Source organism: Caballeronia sordidicola, assembly GCF_000729995.1.
Taxonomy (GTDB): Bacteria; Pseudomonadota; Gammaproteobacteria; order Burkholderiales; family Burkholderiaceae; genus Caballeronia; species Caballeronia sordidicola_A.
The window spans coordinates 190,547-209,828 of record NZ_JNFG01000008.1 but is presented as its reverse complement, the minus strand read 5'-3'; the positions used below and the strand labels follow the sequence as shown (position 1 = coordinate 209,828).

23 protein-coding genes are annotated in these 19,282 nt (G+C 58.1%); 12 read left to right on the top strand and 11 right to left on the bottom strand.

Going from position 1 to position 19,282, the window contains the following annotated elements; translation table 11 throughout:
• Positions 1-75 precede the first annotated feature (75 nt).
• From FH08_RS49355 to FH08_RS0109270, 11 genes are all read right to left on the bottom strand, one after another.
• Positions 76-1,374, bottom strand: a complete 1,299-nt coding sequence (locus FH08_RS49355) for a TrbI/VirB10 family protein (RefSeq protein WP_051888006.1) — start codon at positions 1,372-1,374, stop codon at positions 76-78.
• A 2-nt stretch (positions 1,375-1,376) separates the two neighbouring features.
• Entirely contained in the window at positions 1,377-2,474 is a 1,098-nt protein-coding gene (locus FH08_RS0109315; protein ID WP_031358064.1) for a TraK domain-containing protein, read from the bottom strand.
• Between the two features lie 82 nt (positions 2,475-2,556).
• Positions 2,557-3,438 (bottom strand): TraE/TraK family type IV conjugative transfer system protein, encoded by an 882-nt coding sequence (locus tag FH08_RS0109310; protein ID WP_031358063.1) that lies wholly within the window; start codon positions 3,436-3,438, stop codon positions 2,557-2,559.
• Complete coding sequence (gene traL, locus FH08_RS0109305) at positions 3,435-3,713, bottom strand: type IV conjugative transfer system protein TraL (RefSeq protein WP_031358062.1); 279 nt, start codon at positions 3,711-3,713, stop codon at positions 3,435-3,437. The genes FH08_RS0109310 and traL overlap by 4 nt, the downstream gene beginning before the upstream one ends.
• On the bottom strand, positions 3,710-4,159 hold the full coding sequence (locus tag FH08_RS0109300; protein ID WP_152602767.1) for a hypothetical protein: 450 nt from the start codon (positions 4,157-4,159) through the stop codon (positions 3,710-3,712). The genes traL and FH08_RS0109300 overlap by 4 nt, the downstream gene beginning before the upstream one ends.
• A 409-nt stretch (positions 4,160-4,568) precedes the next feature.
• The gene (locus tag FH08_RS0109295) at positions 4,569-5,111 is read right to left on the bottom strand and encodes a hypothetical protein (RefSeq protein WP_031358060.1); all 543 of its coding nucleotides are present in this window, start codon (positions 5,109-5,111) and stop codon (positions 4,569-4,571) included.
• Complete coding sequence (locus FH08_RS0109290) at positions 5,108-5,779, bottom strand: hypothetical protein (protein ID WP_031358059.1); 672 nt, start codon at positions 5,777-5,779, stop codon at positions 5,108-5,110. The genes FH08_RS0109295 and FH08_RS0109290 overlap by 4 nt, the downstream gene beginning before the upstream one ends.
• 46 nt (positions 5,780-5,825) lie before the next feature.
• A complete protein-coding gene (locus FH08_RS0109285; RefSeq protein ID WP_051888004.1) occupies positions 5,826-7,103 on the bottom strand; it encodes a GspE/PulE family protein in 1,278 nt (425 codons plus the stop codon).
• Positions 7,100-7,534, bottom strand: coding sequence for a hypothetical protein (locus tag FH08_RS0109280; protein WP_031358057.1), 435 nt, complete (start codon positions 7,532-7,534; stop codon positions 7,100-7,102). The genes FH08_RS0109285 and FH08_RS0109280 overlap by 4 nt, the downstream gene beginning before the upstream one ends.
• On the bottom strand, positions 7,531-8,139 hold the full coding sequence (locus FH08_RS49350) for a lytic transglycosylase domain-containing protein (RefSeq protein ID WP_051888001.1): 609 nt from the start codon (positions 8,137-8,139) through the stop codon (positions 7,531-7,533). The genes FH08_RS0109280 and FH08_RS49350 overlap by 4 nt, the downstream gene beginning before the upstream one ends.
• Positions 8,140-8,173: 34 nt before the next feature.
• Positions 8,174-8,494 (bottom strand): hypothetical protein, encoded by a 321-nt coding sequence (locus tag FH08_RS0109270; RefSeq protein ID WP_031358055.1) that lies wholly within the window; start codon positions 8,492-8,494, stop codon positions 8,174-8,176.
• Positions 8,495-8,635: 141 nt separating this feature from the next.
• On the opposite strand from FH08_RS0109270, the gene FH08_RS0109265 reads away from it, so the two are divergent.
• The 12 genes from FH08_RS0109265 (at position 8,636) to FH08_RS52480 (ending at position 19,220) form a co-directional block, all read left to right on the top strand.
• The gene (locus tag FH08_RS0109265; protein WP_081889411.1) at positions 8,636-9,664 is read left to right on the top strand and encodes a conjugal transfer protein TraF; all 1,029 of its coding nucleotides are present in this window, start codon (positions 8,636-8,638) and stop codon (positions 9,662-9,664) included.
• Positions 9,664-11,145 (top strand): conjugal transfer protein TraH, encoded by a 1,482-nt coding sequence (locus tag FH08_RS0109260; RefSeq protein ID WP_031358053.1) that lies wholly within the window; start codon positions 9,664-9,666, stop codon positions 11,143-11,145. The genes FH08_RS0109265 and FH08_RS0109260 overlap by 1 nt, the downstream gene beginning before the upstream one ends.
• A 178-nt stretch (positions 11,146-11,323) precedes the next feature.
• Entirely contained in the window at positions 11,324-11,863 is a 540-nt protein-coding gene (locus FH08_RS51285; RefSeq protein ID WP_235210311.1) for a hypothetical protein, read from the top strand.
• A gap of 420 nt (positions 11,864-12,283) precedes the next feature.
• The gene (locus tag FH08_RS0109245) at positions 12,284-13,318 is read left to right on the top strand and encodes a hypothetical protein (RefSeq protein WP_031358051.1); all 1,035 of its coding nucleotides are present in this window, start codon (positions 12,284-12,286) and stop codon (positions 13,316-13,318) included.
• A gap of 516 nt (positions 13,319-13,834) precedes the next feature.
• On the top strand, positions 13,835-14,080 hold the full coding sequence (locus FH08_RS0109235; protein ID WP_031358049.1) for an AbrB/MazE/SpoVT family DNA-binding domain-containing protein: 246 nt from the start codon (positions 13,835-13,837) through the stop codon (positions 14,078-14,080).
• Positions 14,077-14,475: a PIN domain-containing protein gene (locus FH08_RS0109230; RefSeq protein ID WP_031358048.1), complete on the top strand. Its 399-nt coding sequence runs from the start codon at positions 14,077-14,079 to the stop codon at positions 14,473-14,475. The genes FH08_RS0109235 and FH08_RS0109230 overlap by 4 nt, the downstream gene beginning before the upstream one ends.
• A gap of 31 nt (positions 14,476-14,506) precedes the next feature.
• Positions 14,507-14,701 carry a hypothetical protein gene (locus FH08_RS51730; protein ID WP_152602766.1) on the top strand — a complete coding sequence of 65 codons (195 nt, stop codon included), beginning with the start codon at positions 14,507-14,509 and terminating at the stop codon, positions 14,699-14,701.
• A gap of 393 nt (positions 14,702-15,094) precedes the next feature.
• Positions 15,095-15,688 (top strand): hypothetical protein, encoded by a 594-nt coding sequence (locus FH08_RS0109215; RefSeq protein ID WP_031358047.1) that lies wholly within the window; start codon positions 15,095-15,097, stop codon positions 15,686-15,688.
• A 1,093-nt stretch (positions 15,689-16,781) separates the two neighbouring features.
• Positions 16,782-17,387 carry a hypothetical protein gene (locus FH08_RS0109210; RefSeq protein WP_031358046.1) on the top strand — a complete coding sequence of 202 codons (606 nt, stop codon included), beginning with the start codon at positions 16,782-16,784 and terminating at the stop codon, positions 17,385-17,387.
• 16 nt (positions 17,388-17,403) lie between these two features.
• Positions 17,404-17,565: a hypothetical protein gene (locus FH08_RS52485; RefSeq protein WP_160172445.1), complete on the top strand. Its 162-nt coding sequence runs from the start codon at positions 17,404-17,406 to the stop codon at positions 17,563-17,565.
• Between the two features lie 16 nt (positions 17,566-17,581).
• Entirely contained in the window at positions 17,582-18,262 is a 681-nt protein-coding gene (locus tag FH08_RS0109200) for a hypothetical protein (protein WP_031358045.1), read from the top strand.
• A 688-nt stretch (positions 18,263-18,950) separates the two neighbouring features.
• A complete protein-coding gene (locus FH08_RS52480) occupies positions 18,951-19,220 on the top strand; it encodes a DUF1488 family protein (RefSeq protein WP_031358044.1) in 270 nt (89 codons plus the stop codon).
• The last annotated feature ends 62 nt before the right edge of the window (positions 19,221-19,282 follow it).

Sequence of the window (19,282 nt, the reverse complement as noted above, 5' to 3'; positions counted from 1 at the left end):
CATCGATGCACAGCCGGACAGTGCCGTCGCCGTCAACGCGGCGGCCAAAATTGATTGGAAGCGCACGCTTCGTCCTTAAATGGGAAGGCTTACGCCTTTGGTTAGGATCACATCGACCTGTCGCAGGGGATTGATTTCGACGACGGGGACAATCTCCTTTGCAAGGTCGGTGTAGTGCTGGGCGGCGTTCGCGAAGGCTTGACCGACCGGAGCAGCTATTTGCTGGCCGTTGTTACTGTTGCTTCCAAGTTGGACATTCACACCACTGCTATGGATGTCCGATGCTTCGGTTGCGACATAGGTCGCAACGCCTTCGCCGACCGAACCTATCAGCGCGACGCGAATGGCGTTTGCAATGAAGGCGCCGTCTTTGGCATCAAGGGTTCCGCGCAGGCCCGGTTTCCCGTCTTCACCGACGACGTAACCGTCAACAGCCACTTCGACAACGCGCCCCCCCTTCAGTACGCAAGACATACGTTCGGCTCGCAGATTGGCCCGGGCAGTAGACAGGTCTCCTGTCCCGGAGACCATGAGGAAGCAATCCTTGACGGACGCGCGTTGCTTGCCGGGGAGGATGGCGTCTTTGTCGAGCCGGATGAGCATCGGGACCGGATCTCGCTGTGATGCCCGGGTCGTCGGAAAATCTCCGCCGTTGATTGCGAGGCCGCTCGTGATGCTTCCCATCGGCAGGAACATCTGCGGGCCGTCAGTAGCCTTTGTGTTTCCGGATTTCGACACGCTGGCCCCGCTCGCAGACGAAGAGGCGGCCGGCGTGTCGGTCGTGTCCCCCACGACTTCAATGCCGTCCGGCTGATCGTCGTTCGAGCCGGTCGCGCCATCACCGTTGCCATGTGGCGGGCTGATCGGCGAGGCTGCGACGGGCCCAGCGCCGGGCAATGGGCTGTTCAGACGAGGCTGCCCGGAGCCAGGAAACGGCGATGATCCAGGAGGTGAAATTCCGTCGCCGCTTCCTGGAGTCGGAAGCTGGGAATTCGTTCCAGCAGCGCCCGCGCTCTGGCCGTGCGTCAACGCTCCAGGACCGCCTGAACTGGTGGGATTGTCGCGTTGCTGCGTCTCGAGCGCGCTGAACCGGTGCTCCGTCTCATTCTGTTGCGACTGGAGGCGATGGTCCATGTCCAATAGCTGACGCTGGATCGCCGTAACGGTCGCATTAACATCGGTAAGATCCGTATTCCGCTGAGGTGGGGCAACCACGTTCACGCTGAGTTTGTCGCTGGGCGGCTTCGGAGGCGTCGTCTTGACGCTGAATATCCACGCGCCCGCACCGAACGCGAGGATCGTGCCGACTACAACAGCGCGCTTCTGGCGGGCAGGCGTCATCAGCGCCCAGTTGCGTTTGAGCTGGTCGAACATGATCACATCACCTGTTTGGCGAACATGATGAACACATCCGTGGTTTCGCCTGGGCGCACCGCGAGGTTCGGAAAGATGGTGACCGCAAGCACGTGCTCGCTGCCAAACGCCTCTTCAGACAGCGTGACGGATTCCGTTCCTGCGTTGGTCAGGCGGTATCGATAAATGTCTGCGTCAGAGCCTGCATACCGACCGACAGGGCTGGCCTTGATGGGTCCCGAGATGGCCATCGGCGCATCGAGCGGCGCCTGCGTGTAGCCATCCGGTATCTGGCCAAGTACCGCCTGTTTCATGGCGGCCGTGATGCCACCAACATAGCTCGAGTCTTCGCCTGCGGATTGGGCTTTGTTGCTTATCTCGGGAATGGCGCCGTCGAGTATAAGCGTGACGGAACGGCCGGCGATCTTCGCGGGCAGCAGGTGAAGGGACACAACGGGCGAGTTTGCTACCGCAGCATCCTTTACGAAAACGGTGGTCTCTTCCTTCGGCGAAAAGAAAACATCCGTACCCAGGACCCGTGAGCCTGAAGTATCCTCACCCCCAACTTTCTTGGCGATGACCTTCGGGGTCGTGAAGGGCGTTACCACCATGTTTGGCTGCGTGCTTGAGACCTGAAAGTCCGCGGTCACGCCGTGCCGTACGTGCAGTACAGCAGGGTCCTCCCCCGGCATCTGATCCACCGTCGGATTTGGCGGTGCTGGAAAGTGCCCATGTGGCGCAACGCGCGGGGTTTGCGGCGGTAGATTGACTATCGGAACTGTCGGGGCGGCCCGCGCTGGACTCTGTACAACTTCTTCGCCCGGACCAAGGCCGTCGGTCGACGCGTCGCCCGTCTGGCCACTCTTGAGGGAATTTACAAGCCGGGAAATGTCGGCTCGCGTGAGTATGGGCGGCAACGTCTGATTACCCGGAGCGACCGCGGCCTGGCGTGGCTGCACCGCAGCCGGAGCGGCAGCGGGTTGGGCAGACATGTCAGGTGTTGCCCCGGCCGGTGGATCCATCTCGATGTGAACGTTCTGCACAACGCCACTGTCCTGCGCGAATACTGTAGCGGGGGTCGCGGCGAGAGCGATAGTGAGCAACGCGATGGCCCGGGCCACGGGCCCGCGTCGAAAGCTCGTTCTACGCCGACGATCGACAGGGCGCTTGATAGATGGGGATAGCGTATGCACGGTCGATCCCTTATAGGCTTCCGGTTGATGCGTTGGCAGGATCGCGCCCAGTCGGTGTGACGGGTAGCGCAGGTGCAGGCCCCGAGTCGCGACTAGCCGTCGGAAGCCCACCGGCCGGAACCGGCTGGGAGATACCCGCGTTAGTGCCGGTACGGTGACTTGGCACGGCGCCTGCGCCGTCGGTCGGATTTATGCGACCCTGCCCGCTTTCAAGAGCGCCCCGGATGTCATCTGCCTGAGGTGCGATATTGGGATGCAGACGATCTCTGACTGTCGTGTTCGACGTAGCTGCCGGATGAGTTTTCTGCCATTGCAGAGTGCGGGCGGGACCCACGTACGAAGTGAAACCCGTGATTTTCGGCAGACCCGCAACCATGTGCATGGTCAGCTCGTAGGTAACAGGTAGTTGAGCCACGGGCTGAGCGGTGGTCTTATACGCAGTCGTGTTAAGCGTTCCTTCGATAAACACCTTGTGGGTGGACGCCTCCCAGGCCGTGTTATGAGGGACGAATACGTTCAAGGCGCCGCTCGTCGTGTACGCCGGATCATCGGCGATCGCATAGATCTGGTCGCGCACAGCCGGGTAAATCGTCGCATCAACGATGAATGCCAGATGGTCCGCAACGAAATGTGCGGTTTGCGGCGTCACCGATCCAACGGCACTCGCGACGTACAGGCCCCACGACTCATAGAAGTTGGATGACGCGCTGTCCCAGGCAACGGAGTATTCGGCAGTCATGTTGGGCGGCTGCTCCACGAGTCGCTCATGCATAGACGCGATCTTGAATGTGAGCGCCAGGTTGGCCAGAACGAGCCCGCCAATCGAGGCGGCGAGCCAGTAGTTCGCGTTGCGCGTGCCGTCCCAGGTTTGAAAGAGGCGAGGCATCTTCATTGGATGAATTCCCTGGCGAGCCCATTGGTAAAGTTTCTGTTGAGAGACATGAGGCCGTACCAGTAACCCATGTGGTGAAGCGTGCCCGGCAGCATGTTGCGCTTGTAGCGTATGTAGACGACGCTGAGCGCAAGTCCGGCCAGAACGGAGGTCGTGAAGCCGTTCATGATTACGCCGAAGCCCATTGCGAGCAGCACGGGCAACAGGTCGTCGGTCTCCCAGAACACGATCTGCGGTGGGTTATCGATCATCTGAGGGATGTCGCGCTCGATCACGGTGCACTCCTGGAATTTGATGGACGGCAAAGCGGCGCGACGGATTTCGCCAGCGCCCGCTTCACCTTGTGCCGCAAACGACTGTGCTTGGTGACTATCGGTGCTGTCTTGAGCACCGGCTCGTCGTCAAGATCGAGCGGCGCGGAAACAACCATGGGTTCGGGCTGATCGATCTCCCACCCATCTGGCGGGACCGGTTTGACGGGTTGAGCCGTGATAACGGGCTCCTGCGCGGTACCGAGGCTCGCGTAATCTGAACCGGTCGAACGCGTTTCAATGCCCAGCCAGCCGCGTTTGGCGACATACGGCTCGGGCGCATGCTCCGGCGCGCACCCTCCGAGCAGCCATGTTGTCGCGACCACCACGAGGAGGTTGCGACTGGATGGTGAAATGGCGCGCTGCATGCGCTTCGTGCGCGCAGTTGCCCGCTTGTAAAAGCCCCTCAAGATCTGCTCCTGCGCAAATGCCGTATTGCCCGCAATGGCTTGATGATTCGCCAGAGTAGCAAAATCTCCATGAGGTAAATAATTATCCTGAGGCGAATAAATGCGTTCTTCGCATGCGGAAAAACGAGTCGAAGCGTTGCTGGAGTCCACCCGTCCTCGGCAATGGAGGATACGGGCGTGCATGCGCCAAAATGCAGGGGCCAGGCGCTTAGCGAGAGCGTGGATAGGAACGCAGCGCGGAAGGGGCTACGAACCTGCCAACTGTCGCACCGCACTGGCGTCGGGCCCGGCGTGAACTCCCAGGGCGCGCTTGCTGAGTCCGCGGCAGCTGCGTGCGAATCTGCTTGTGGCGTTTGCGGTTGCTCGCGCGATATCGCTTCAACATCCGAGCACAGCGCGCAGGAGGCGATCAGGGCGCAAGCCATTCGGCAAATTCTGCCCATCCGCCGTATCCTAGTTTGACAGGTTGATCTTCGATAACGAACGCGGGGTAGCCGGGTAGCGACCGCGTGGCCAAGGTGTTTTCGTGTTGCGCGTGCTTCGCGAGCGGAGTGACGGGAACGCTCCAGCTTTGAACGAAGAAACCTTCCATGCTGTTGGCCGCAAACGCGCGAGCGGCTGCCGCGGCAGAGTCAGGCGTGTCGCCCACGGGCACGAACCGAAGCTCAAACGATAAGAGAGTGCGATCGTGAATGGCCGCATGGGTGCGCAGGTCAGATAAGGCATTCCTGCAAATGTCGCATCCTGAGTCCAGGATGAACCAGAGGGGAGTCCTGCCCAGGGACGGTTCATCTACGATGTACTTGAGCGCGCTCGTGTCGAGCTGAACCTGGAGGCTATGCGCAGCGCCGTCGAGTTTCATCGGAGTCGGCGCTGCGCTTGCTGAAGTGGGTGCTGTCACCGGCGCGAGAAGCGCCGCGATACACCCGGCGAGGAAGTCGCGGCGGCTCATGAGTTCATTGCCCTGGAGATCAGGCCGTTGAGCAGCTGGACGAGCGTTCCATATTTCCCGCCCGTGTAGTTCGCGTTGGTCGTGTAGCGGCCGCCGACGCCAAAATCTGGAGTGGCGCTTACACGATACCGGCGCGCGAGCGCGGCCGCCCGCAGCAGTCGGTCCCGCGTTTCGGGCGAATGTAACGCGGAAAGAACCACGTCGCGTCGCAGACCCATGCCGTAGAGAATCTGAGGAAAATCCTTGGCGGTGGGCATCGGATCGCGTCGTTGTCCGAGGTCATACGCACGTGCCTCGAACTCGGCCATTCGATCGGGGATGAGACTGCGTGCGACGTAATATGCCGCTGCGGCAGACAGGTCCGTTGGATCATCGATCATCAGCGGGACCGGGACAAAGAGTACCGGTTTGGGAATCGTTCTACCCCATGCCTCGAATGACTCTGCGTATTGGGCGCAGAATGGGCAGGTGTAAAGAAAGAACAAGAACACCCTGTTGCGGTCTTCTGCAAAGTCGCCTATTTCGAGATAGGGCTTGATGTTGATCTTGCCGTTGTCCTGGCCCACGAGGCTCGAACTGGTTGGAAGGCCAGGTACGGTTCCGTCGTCATCAACGGCCTGTGCGTTGACCGGCCGAGCGCCGATGCCAGTCAAGCTGGCGATTCCCATGGAGGTGGCCGAAAGGAGAAAGTGTCGTCGGTTTGCCATGGAACGCTCACTGGGCGAATTTAAGTGCTGTCCTGAAGTCGACAAGCCGCTGCGAGCTCATGTCGATTCCGGCCTGGAGAAGGGGCGCGTATTGTGGTTGCGCGAACGCCTCTTCGCGCATCGCTTCGCGATCACCACGTTCGATGCCCACACGTAGCGAATCGGTGCCGACGAGCATCTCCATGATCGGAATCCGCCCTTTGTAGCCATCCCTGCAATGTTCACAGCCGCTCGGGTTCGCCGCATAGAAAGGACGATGGAATTCAATACGGGAGCCGCCATGCTTCGTCTTTATCCTCTTGATCTGTTCGTCGGTCGGTACGTGCAGGGTCGAACAGCTCGGGCACAACATGCGCGGAAGACGCTGAGCGGTGACGAGACGAATCGCGTCTGCGATTTCATATGCTTTGACGCCCAGGTCGAGGAAACGGGTAATCGTTGAAAGCGCATTGCGCGTGTGAAGCGTGGACAGCATCAGGTGACCCGTGTTTGCAGCGGTCAGCGTCACGCCTGCGGTTTCTCCGTCGCGGATTTCGCCTATTAGTCCGGCTTCAAAATCCTGACGCAACATCGCTCGCAGAATCCTGGCGAAAGTACGGTGTGCGGTGACGGCGGTCTGTGTAGCTCCCCTCAGCGTGTATTCGATCGGGTCCTCGGCGGTCATGATGTGGATGTCCGGCTCGTTTAGATGATCGAGGCAGGCATATAAGGTTGTCGTCTTGCCGGAACCGGTCGGACCGACGTTGAGGATGAGACCTTCTTCTTCCTCGAGCGCTTCCATTAGCGCTGCACGAAGCTTGGACGGCATCCAGATGTCTGCAATCTTTCTCGCCGCGTTGGCCTCGTCAAGAATCCGGCAGACAATCGACTGTCCAAGGTCACTTGGGAGAATGCAGACCCGGATATCCACGCGGCGTCCGTCGACGGCGACAGTGAACTTCCCGTCGAGCGGTGACTCAGTGTCGGATACCTCGAGGTTGCAGCGCGAACGGATCTTGACGTTGATTTCCCGCGCTGCGTTGCTATTCAGAAGGAACCGCTCGCGCAGCACGCCGTCGGTTCGAATGCGCACCTGAAAGCCGTTTTGGTGATGTCGCATGTGGATGTCGGATGCGCCCTCCCGGCAAGCGGTCGGAAACAGATAGTTCAGAAATTCGACGAGCTTCCCATCACCGCTCGAGGTGCTGATAAACCGGTCGAGACCGTTATGAAGAAACCCGGTGGACGAGACGAGCAACGACGCGAAGTCAGGTTGCGTGGCCACGACCAGGTCTGGCGCATTCACAGCTTGTCTCCGTCGTTTTCACTTCCCGTCGCCGCAGTTGTGGAGGCAGCGGCGGTGTCGCCACCGCGATGGTGGCGGTTAGTCGCCCAAGGCTGCGGATCCTGGCCGGCCGTGTCTGCCGCAGTGCTGCCGCGTGGTCGATAGTCCCCAAAGACGGGGTCGACATCGTTGAAGCGGGGAAGGGGTTGTCCATCGTAAGCCCAAGACCAGATCGATGAACGGCATGCCTCGATCATAGGCAGAGCGTCGTCACGCACGTCGCGTCCGGTATCTTCATCGAGCATCCCGATTACCGCACCGAATAGCCGTACGCTCGCGCCTAGAGGCATGCAGGTTCGGCTGACACGTACAGCAGGGTCTGTAGACACCATGACATAGGTGACCCATCCAACCAGCGCGGCGCCGGCCACATAGGAGATGACCGTCTTCATTCGGTTCCGTCCTCAGTCGTAAAAACAATGTCGGTACCCGGAGCCGCGCCGGCTGGCTGCCGAGGCCCGGAGTTTGGCTGTGAATGTCGTCGTACCGAGCCCAGGCGAGGGGGAGGGGTACCCTGGTACCAACTCCAGACCTTGCGCACGTACTCCTGGCGGGCGTCGGTACAGGCTTCCCCCTTGAGTTGGGTGCAGGCGCTGTTGTATGCACCGACAGCGTTCCAGCTAGCACCCTGCTGCCGGATGGTTCGCGCCAGAATCCACGCCCCGACATCGATATTCAGGCAGGGATCGTCAAGCAGGCGATCGCGCGTAATGCCAAAACGTGCGAGTGTCGTCAGCCAGGATGAATTGATCTGCATAAGGCCAATATCAATCGTGCCCGTACGCGAAAAATGACTGAGATTCCTCGCGTCGGGGCGACCGCTCGATTCCGTCTCTGCAATGGCCCACAACAGGCGCGGGTCAATGCTGTATTTCGCTCCCGATGCGACAAAACAGGCGCCGACGTCGGCGTCAGATTGCGCGAATGCGGCAAGCGTCCCGGCAAACAGGACGGCTACGAAGACGAGCCAACGTGTCCAGAAAATCGGCAGTCGCATGATTTTTCAGAGTGTCAAGAACGTGCGCAAAGCATTACATCGACCTTCCCGGAAAGACCCGCGAGTGCACGGACGACACAACGTGACGGACATATTGGCCCGTCGACGAAACGGCCATGTGCGCCGCCTCAACGATGAGCAGGGCGAGTCCGACATCGAACAGGGTCACCGTAATTGGGATGAGTGTTTCAGCGACGGTACTTTGCGCGATGTTCGTCGATAAGGCCCAGATCGCTTCCACAAACACAGCCGCCACAGAGTCAACGACGATGTGCGGGAACAGTGGGACAAAGGAAGCATTCGTCAGGAGCGAAGCGACCATGAGTCCGAGCGCGACGCGGAGGATTTTTGACATGTGTAGAACCCCGTTGGCATGAAAGAGTCGGCCCCTGAAATGCAACGATCAGGCCGTATCCGGGAAAAGCGGATAAAAAACAGTCTCACAATAGAGTTACTATAACCGTATTCAGATTGTTGATTTAATGGTCAAGCACCAATGTCGCCAAGTCGAACGCGAAGGATTCTGGTCTGTGTCGCACTGTCCGTGGCGGGAGGGATCCTTGCGGGCCCGGCCGCGCAGGCAGACGGTTTCTACGAGGGAAAGAGCCAGGGATGGTTTTTTTACGACGACGGCCGCGCGCCGGCGCCGGCCGATGCTGTAGAGGCTGCGCCGGCAAGCAGTGTCGCGGCCGCCCCGGTCCCGGCGGCTCCGGCACCCGCGTCAGCGACGTCGAGTCCGGAGCCTTTTTCAGTCCAGTGGCTGAGCCAAAAGATGCAAATACTGAAGCTGAACGCGATGAACCACCCGACCGAGGAGAACCTGCAGGCGTACATGTGGGCTCAGCGAATGATGCTCGACATGAGCCAGAACTTCGCTGACGTCGGTTCGAAAGTGGCTGCGGAGGATCCATACCTCAACGAAGAAGTCAGGTTCCCGACAGCGGCGGCCGCGCGCAGCAACGCGCTATGGCACGTCGATCGCGCTCGGGAAGAGATCCTGACCGATCTGTCTGCACACGCAGGCCTGTGGTTCTTCTTCGATTCGCGGTGCCGGTTCTGTCAGGACGAGTTGCCGACGGTGAAGGCGCTTACTGACAAATACCACTTCCCCGTTAGGTACATCTCCGAAGACGGGGCGCCGTTGCAGGGGATGCGGCCTGAGGCCATGGTGGTCGACCGCAATCACGGCACGTTCAAGTCGTTCGAACTGAAATTGACGCCGGCGGTGGTACTCGTTGTACCGCCTTCGACGGTGATGATCGTGGCGCACGGCGCAATGGCGCAGGATGAGCTGCAGCGCAAGATCGTCGAGGCCGCGATCGACGCCCAGCTGGTTCCGCAGGACCTGATGGATACCGCGCAACTTGAAAAGCGGGGAATCATCAGTCCGGCGGATCTGGATAGGATGAAGAAAGAGGCTGCAGCCGCCAACACCGATGACCCAGCGGAGCTCGTCAAGCTAATGCGGGAAGCGGTTGGCCGCCGTATGCCAGGCGTAGTTCAGGGTACAGGGGAGCACCAGTAATGAAACTTCGGCGCACTATTCTCGCAGCTGCAGGGCTTCTTTCTTTCTTTTGCTCCGCTGTCCACGCGGACGTAAATTCGTCGCTGAACTCGATGTGGAACTCGTCAGCTGGCGGGGCGATCACTGGCCAGAATGGCATGGGTGTATATGGGCCGTCCTATTACATGCGTGCCCCGGTGGAAAACTACCAGCTTGTGCACATCGATCCGCCGCGGCTCGCGGCGGGCTGTTCAGGCATCGACGCTTTTTTTGGCAGCTTTTCAATGTTATCCGGCGCGCAGCTCGAGTCGCTCGTGCGCAGCATTATTCAGGCAGCACCTGGATACCTCATGCAGTTGGCAATCAAGGCAGTCTGCGACGACTGCTACTCAATTATGGCTGCCATGAAGCACTATGCGGACATGCTAAATAACGGGCAGATCAATTCATGTGCGGTAAGCAAGGCCGTTATCGGAAGCGCGATCAGCGCGACCGGCCTCGATAGTGAAGTGGGTGGGTCGTTTGCAAAGGACGTCGAAAACCAGACTGCCGTGGCGAAGGGCTGGTACACGGATATGTACGCTGGACTGAATGCGGCTTTCTCCGGCGGTCCAAACGTCAATCGCGGTGCGATGCAAAACGATACGACTGGGTACCGAAACACGTTTTTCAATACGATGTTCGCGACGGGGGCAGCAAACACGATGGACCTTGGTGCGCTCGGCGGGCAGGAACCGGGCATGGAACTAATCATGAGCCTGTTCGGAACTGAGGTGCGCCCCGACACCAACAACAGTCCGGTTTCGAAATCGCCAATTGACGACAAGGTATTTCCGGCGTCATTGACCTGGGAAGACCTTAAGGAAGGGTTCGATCCAGCCAAGCCCAGGCAGGTCTATCTATGCAACGACTTCCAGGCCAATGATGAGGGCTGCCAGCAGGTGGCGCAGACCAACTTTACCTATCAGGGGATCCGCCGGTATCTGATCGATCAGCTCGCGGGTGTACAGCCGGCAGCACCCGGTGGTACATCCAGTCAGCCGGGCAACATCATTACGACGATTCAGTCCGGGTCCATTATCTACGACTACAACACTGGGACGGCCTTGACTTCGACTCAGCAGCAGTTCGTCAATGTTTTGGGTATAAACATGCAGCGGATAATGATGGAGCTTACCGGCCTGAACCAGAACGACGCGATCCAGCTCTACAACCAGTTGATGGATGTGATGGCGGATCAGGTCACGTCGTCAGTGTCGTTTGCGATCATCAGTTCAGTTCAACAGGCATACAACCCAACGACCCAAGCGTCGCAATCGATAGACAATATATTGAAGCGGATCTCGCCGATGAACGCCGACCAGAAAGCGGCGTTCCTAAAGTTTCAGCGCGACGCGCAGCAGAGGAATGATTTTGAGGCCCGGGCAAGGCGGACCATGGCGATCATCGAAGAGCTGAAGGAACTGAGAACTGAAAACGGTCTGATCAGCGCTACACATTGATCGGCCAACCGGCGAGCCAGAATGCGCAGCCTTGGTCGATCTGCCGCACGCATCCTCTCGACAATCGGACAAAGTCAGGCACGCCCGGGTAGTGTTAAACAGCAGAGGAATCGCGGCATGAGAAGGACATATGCACGAACGCTCGAGCGGCAAAAATACGAGATGATGGAGTAACCCAATGGCTGGCGAAATGTACTCGATTGCTCTCGAGGCGAGAGTCTACTGGGCGCACCACAGGGTCAGCGTGGTGGCTGGCAACGAGAAGGGCGCAGAATGGAACCTTGGATGGGCGGTCAAATTGGCAAGGCGTTGCGGCGAGGTCGCCGCGCGCGAGAATCTGGAGCTGCCGCAATTAGTAGCTGACGTTCCACAACTCACCTGCGAGTGGGAGGCCGGGTTCAAGGCCGTACGCCTGAAACTCCTGAAGCTGCGCACGCGCGAAGGTCTCACGGACTGGATCAGTGCGATGGCCGATGAGGCAAGCAGAGGCTGCGGACAGGTCTATGAACTTTTCGTGAAGCGCTTTTCAGGGATGCTCGACGCGAGGCTTGGTGAGGTCGAGTTAGAGTATCAAGCGCTTGCGATCGAAATTGCGAAGTCACACGACTATGCGACGGCCGAGGAACTGAATGCCGCGTGGGAAGAAATTGAGGCCTCGGGCGGTTGTTCGCTCACGGGTATCAATCCGTGGTGCTGCCCCTGTGGCCGTCACGAATAGCGCCGGACTGGTTGGTTCGTCAGTCGCTCCTGCGCTCGCCGCCATCGGCGTCAGAGCTCTCTCCGATGAGCGCGGATCAGAAAACAGCGTTCGTAAAGTTCCAGCGTGACGCGCAGGCAAGAATAGGTGTCGAAGCCCGTGCGCGGCGCACCATGGCTATCATCGACGAGCTGAAGGAACTGCGATCCTAGAACAGCGTGGTTAGTGCCACGCATTGAGACGTCGTAGGTCGATTGTCCATGGGCCGCCTCTTGAGAGTGCGAATTTTTTTCGTCGGTACGTTTTGACAATAGACCTACGTGCGTTGGGCTCATTCAAGCGGCGCGGTTGGATCACGCAGCATATTTTCCGGCGAGACATCACCTGTGCTCAGTTCACCGCTCGCCTCAGCAGCGGGCTTACTTAAACAGGAGATTCATCATGGAAGTAGAAAGCGAAACACGTCTCTATGAGTCGAGCGTCATTGGGGAAATGGATTACTTCCAAGCCCAGCGCATGATTGATGCTGCGGTCACAAAGGTGCGTGGCTCTGAAGTTGGCGCATATCTCACGGTTGACCATCCCAATGCAGACGTGGGCTTCCAATTCGTGATGGTTGGTCCTGACGGGCGGACAAACAGGTTGCTTGCCTCGAAAACCCATCAGGATCGTCTGGACGCGCACTGGGGCGGATTTGTTGACGCGTACGGAGCCGCGGACGGGATGAACCGGAAGCTGAAAGCGCACCCCGCGGAAGTTGCTAACCTGCGATCGCTGTATGAAGCTGCGCCACTTGGCACGTGGCAAGTGGTGGACGGCGGCACGGCATACTATCCGCTTGCAATCGCGTGTAACGAGCACATTCTAGTGAGCTTTCATTCGTGGGACAGAGAGCGCGAGAAAAAGGCCGCGGCTATTGTGGAACTGCACAATGCGTTGCCGGCGCCGTTTGCTTTGGCAGAGTCGGGCATCGATTTGGCCGCCGTACGTAAACTTCAATCTTTGCACGAAGGACTGCCAGCCGAACCTTGGTCGGTTCGGCAACGTGATGGACGCAGCGCTGTAGCGGTGTTGTCCGGCAAGACACAGGTTATATCCTTCGATTCGTTTGAACCGGCCGCAGACTCGGTGGCCAACCTGGTCGTCCAGATGCATGCGGTGACGCCGCGCTTACTGTTCGCGGCAATGGAGGCGGCTTTGATCAATCGGGAAATGCCGCAAACTCTGGGGACGACGCGCGAATACCTGTTTGACGCTAAGCTGGATGCGTCTGTCCGCATTCGCGCAGTGAGCGAATGTGCCGCACGAACAGCCCTTCGTACAAAGCTTGATGCCGCAAGCGCAAACGTTGGTGAGATTCTCGGGCAGATCATCGTCTGCGAAGTAAGCATGAACGATGAGCCGCACTTGGCCGAAGTCGATGGCGAGGAACATGTCCCAGCTGGGAAGCTGGAAAGCCCATCGCCGGACATGTAATCGAGCCGCAATCCACAGCCCGCCTTCTGACTCCAGAAGGCGGGCTTTTTTACGCCTGTAATTTCGTCATTTTCCGAGGAAGTGAGGTTTTTCATGGCTGTCGGCGGCGCGTGCGCTCGGGTGCAAGCAAACTTCCTCGTAATACCCGAAAATGCGGCACGAAAACTTCGGGATTAACGGGCAGCGGCGCGATCAGCTATTCGTGCGAAACGCTGACAGAGATTGTCCGGCGACTGCATCAGCAAGCCGGGATCGAAAGCGGTAACGCATCGGCAGCTCGACGCACGTTTGCCGTGCGGCTACATCGCGACGGTCGCTCACTGAAGCTCATTCAAGAGCTGATTGGAGTTTCGAGCCTTTCTGCCGTAAAGAATCTCATCGACGGCGATCCGGTGCGGCTGTCGGCGATTGTGAGCGGGGTGATTTGAGAGCGACAAATCGCCTGTCAGGTGTCCATTTTTCGCTTGCTTTTGCATGCGCCTTACCTTAAAGTAAGGAATACCTTTAGGGGGCATCATGACAGCAGCAACCATCACATCGAAAGGCCAGGTCACGATCCCGGTTGACGTGCGCAACCAGCTTGGCCTGGAATCCGGCGACCGGATCGAATTCAGTTTCAACGAGGAAACGGGCCGGTACGAGGTCTATCCGGCCACTCGCTCTCTCGCGTCGCTCAAGGGCATCGTGAAGAAGCCAACCAAACCGGTTTCGATTGACGACATGAACCGAGCCATCGCCGAGCAGGGGGCATCGGCACGATGATCGGACTGGATACAAACGTGTTGGTCCGCTACTTCGCGCAGGATGACGCGGCGCAGTCGAAGAAGGCGACGGCGCTCATGGAGTCCTTTTCGGCCGAGCGGCCGGGCTACGTTTCGCAGATCGCGCTAGTCGAGGTCGTGTGGGTGCTCGGGCGCAGCTATGGTGTCGAGCGAGACCAGATGAAGGACATCATCGAATCCATGCTTGGCACGAAGGAACTGGTTGTCGAAGGCGCGGACACAGTGCGAAAGGCACTTCGCGTTTTCGCGGCGTCAGATAAGGCGGATTTCGCAGACTGCCTGATCGAGCGGTCGGGGCACGTCGCGGAGTGTGAGTACACCGCGACGTTCGATGTGACCGCCTCTAAGGTCGTCGGAATGATGTTGATTAAGTAACGGCGGCGAAAGCCGATAACAGGGAAAAGAAATGGCGAGGAAACCGGCAAGCCCTCAACCGGGCGGCACGTACATGATGGAAACCTCGGACGGAAGGACGATCATCTTCACGTTCGTCAACGTAGGGCACTACCGGGTCGGGGGCAGGGACATCCGCACATCGACCTACAGTGACCTGGCATCGCCCTATACGGTCGCGGCCGGTCCGTTCGAGTACCCGGGATAGGAAACACATGGCTTTGACCGGACGCCAACGCTGGCTCGCACTCAGCCCCAAAGAACGTGCCCGCATCGTTCATGAAATATCGTCCGGGGGAGCTACGACCGACTACAAGGCGAACGGTAAGCGGTTGAACAAGTCGGGCGGGCGTCTGATGCCCGGTGGCACGTCAAAGAACAAACATCGGTAAGCAACGGAAACCGCAAAACTCGTTGAATCAAATTCTATGACACTGGACACTCAATTGGGGATCGGCGAGGCGGTGCTAGCCGTTATTGGCGTGGTGGTGAGTATCGCAGGTATCGCTGTTGCTTATTTCTCCATCACAAGCGAATGGGCTCGCATCAGGAAACCCGAGGAACCGCGAAATGGAAGAAACCCTGAAGAAAGATCAAATCAATGCCGAGTTTGGAAAACATAGTTGAAGAACGACAAGTCGCCGTGCAACGCATCGGGCAACACGAAGCCCGGCACTGGATGGTCGCGCGCTCACTGGGCTTTGATGTTGGCCCTCTGGAGCTATCGCTCACTGGGCGCGGCAACGAACAGCCCGTGGCACATAAGGCAAGCTCGACGATTCATTTGCGACGTGATCTGCAGTCGGTCGATGACATCGCGACGTATCTTCGTGACCGTGTTCAAGTCCTGTACGCCGGCGCCCTCGCTCAGGCGCTGACTGACGGCTTGATTGATGAAGTGATCGTGAAAGATGCGTACGAGGGCAACGCTAAAAGCGACGTCGATAAGGCTGCGGAGCATCTGGAGCTACTGCTCAACGTCGAGCGAGGCGCGGATCCGTCGCTGCTGCAACCGTCTGCTCGCCGCGATGCGCGCAACGCACTCTGCAACGAATTGTTCCAACTCGCAGCTAGCCGCGTCCAGCAACACGCCTCGCACATCATGAAGATCGGGATGGAACTCGGCCGGCGAGCTGCTCAGAACAAGGTTGCTGTACTCGACGCAGGCGAGATCGAAAGTGTGCTTGCAAACTAACGGCGAAGGCGAGGCGGAATGTTCTATTCAAGTTCGCGCATCAAACAATCTGATCCAACCTTTCGGTGAGTAACCGCGGAAAACAAGGCACGTATGCGCCTCTCACCGGCCGATAGCCGGAACCACAAAAACGGGGAAATAAATCCAATGATTAAGGCAAAACTGATTGCATCAACGCTGGCAATTGCAGCGACGCTCGGGACAGCCGCTAGCGTTCTACGAAGTGAAGCACGGCGTTGAAATGCCTGAGTAGATCGTAACTCGACGGGGGTTAATAAATGTCACGATTCACGAAGACAACCGCGCCTAACGTCAAGTTAAAGGGCGGTAGCTGGCGTTCGAAAACATCGAAGGAAGACAGCCGCGATAAGCGCCGCAGAACGGTGGCTGTAGCGATGGAGGCCGGGAACAGGGAACGGCGTAACGCGAAAGCACGCGCGCAGCGTAGAACGCGTGCCATGCGCAATAATAGCGGGTTGCTTGACCCGCTAATCAATCTCGCGTTCAGGCTGCTGTCATGGTTGCTGTTATTGCCTTTCCGGCTGCTCTACAGAGGCATAGCGCGATTATTCAGACGCCAGTAAATAGATAGTGCCAGTCTGAACCGCTGGCAATTGGTTAGTAGGCAGTTTCCCCTTGAATCAAGCTCCCCGCAGCAAGCTGCGGGGTATGAACTGCGCTTTCCCAAGCAGCCGGTTTCCAACCGGCCTACGCCGCAAGCGGCGGGGAATCCGACCCGAAGAGATTGAAAGGATCGGAAAACCGAGTCGGCGACAACGCCCGTGGCTGTGTGTCGGCGATCAAGAATTTAAGTTGACTGAGGAAAGGTGCGAGTATGGCCAATGTCATCGGCCGATTAAAGCAACGAGTCGCTAGGCGGTACGGCAGAATTCGTCCGCAGACAGTCGTCGAAGTTGTTGTAACGCGAGAAAGAGGAATGTCTGAGCGGGGAACGGAGTCGAGGCAGCCAACACGCGACGACAGGTCGCTAAAGACGGCGTCGACGTGTTATGCCTGTGACGCCGCGCCAACGACGGACGAACATGTACCTCCCCGGTGCCTTTTCCCGGAAGCAAAGAATTTGCCGCCAGGTATGGACCTTCGCAAGTCGTTGATTACGGTTCGGTCGTGCGAAGAACACAATACGGTGAAGTCAAAGGACGACGAATACCTGCGGCTTATGCTCGTAATGAATGCTGCAAACAATGTAACTGCACGCGCGCATTTCGGCAATAAAGTAATGTCTGGCATAACGCGCAGACCTGCCTTGATGAATCAGTTGCTCGAGCAACAGGTCGCCGTATACATCCAAGATTTGGATGCCGATACGACGGAAAAGACCATTGCTGTGCCCGTCGATATGCCGAGACTTGATCGTTGCTTCGAACTGATGGGCAACGCGCTCTATTTTTTCCACTTCAAGCGGCATTGGACTGGTACTGTCAAAACCATTCCTCATTTCATAGTAGGCCTAGACGCGGAGGACCGGAACGGAAACGATTTCTCCCGCCAGGTTGAGTGTGTGGTGGATCAGGCGGTGGCGAACAGCGAACAACTTGGGGAGAACCCGGAGGTATTCTCGTATCGATATCGTGAGAACCCTGAGCCGGCCTGCGCGGTGGTCATGGCATTAAATTTTTATGAGGGCTCGAAGGTCACGATATTGTTCGAAAAAGCTGCCCAGACCATCCCGGGCTGAGACATTGGAAAACGCGATGCAGAACCAGTCCGCAATTTCGATGTCGCTTCATCCGTTCGTTGCCGTCGTGGCCCGCACGCAGTTCCCTGCGGATGCGATGGCAAAGTTGGCGGCCGCAGGCGCGGTGGAATCATCGTCGGCAGAAGAACAGCAAGTGATTAACCGCTTACCGCTATAACAAAAGGGATTTCAAGATGGTCGATGCGAAGCGATTCCAGGCGCAGGAGCTGGTTGTCCCCGAAGTGCTTGGCGACGTGCGCAGGTTGAGCGACAGCGAACGTCTTACGTACATCGCGATCGCGCTCGAACGCGCCAAGGACGTCGCAGCGTCGTTGCCCGATGGTGCAACGCTCTACAACGCATTCGCGCCTCTGTTGAGCTTCGTTGTGGCCAACGGTTACTTTGCCGGTTGCCATGATACGTCGGCGGTGCTGTACATGTGGTTATGCCAAGCCGGCTGTCGCGAAGACAGCATGGCACTGTGCATTGGGGAGGTGAAAGGGCACACCGGACGTTTCGATCATTCCTGGGTGGAAGTGAACGGCAAAGTGCTCGATGTGGCCGTTTGTGCGCCGGGTCCAAACGGAGGATTTGCCGGTGGCCCGGTGTTCGGTGGAATGGACCTAGGCAGCAACACCGTGCCAAGGACCAAATTTGGTGTTGCGTCAGAGGATGCGTTGGATGACGAAGCCGCCACGGTTTACGGCAAGAATCTGCGTCAGTATCAAGATTTTCAGGTGTCAAGGGGCTACAAGTCTATGGCTCAACTCGTACAGGAAGTGTACGGTGAGGACGGTAAAACGTTGATCGCCAAGTATCGCGACGTTAAGCGTGATTGGCGCAACCCGACGTTGAAACCGAAAGGACCAAACTAAGTACGCACCCCGAGCAACGACACGACAGGGAAGGTCGTCGCGTGCCTGTTCCAGATTCAGAGCGGCCACGAGCAATGAATGGGGCTTGCGGCGTTCGGCACGATTTCGCAAATGCGGTTCACGCGAAAATGGTCGTCATCGAGTAGAAACCTGCGAACAAATCGACAACGGAAAAGCACGTGAAGGACTTTCACGTTGCGGCATTCATCGGGAAACAAGGGGCGCACATGAACAACGCTGAACAACTGGATCTTGCATGCTTACTTACCTTTATTCGGTTCAATCGCGCCTCCGTCGGTGGATGACAAATAAGAGGGCTGCAGCGGACAGTAGTTCAAACAACTTGAGTTGGTGGTCGGCGTTCGCCGCGCGAAATCCGGCATGCTTAGACAGAGACCTGCTCGTCGTGGGCGCCCGGCGCCTCCGGACTGCTCTCCCAGCAGAGCCGCTTATCCGGTCGCGACCGCTTTGCCGTATTTGAGCGAAACTCCCCCGCGCGAACCGTGAGATGCATTCTCTGGGGGCACACAGGCGGGTCATTAATGGCAAAATGCGCTGTATGGACCAACAGTGCTTCTCATTGAATTGCAAAGCACCTAAGTTTCCCGTTAAATCCGATGCGGCGAGGCCAAAATGGACCTCATTTCCGCGAGGGCCGGTTTTTCAGCGAATGAAGCAGGGGTGCAAGATGGACACATTAAGCGTTGCCGAAATTGTTCTCGCCACCGATGGGACGGCGGTCGAGTTTCCGATTTTCGTCGGCGGTCGAGAAGTTCGTTGTTTGCTAACGCGAGATGCATTGGAACAGTTCTTTTGGCTGCCACCAGATGCCAACGAAGCTCGTGTGCGCAAGGCATTCGCAGACGGACGCAACCGCATCTTTGCGTTGGCAGTGCGCAGAGCAATGCGAGCCAAGACTGACTCTTTGAAACTGACGGCCAGTGACTTCGAGCGATAGTCGTCCTGTCGTCTGTTACTGACATGTTGCCGACAATCTTCATGGACGACTACTTCAAGAAA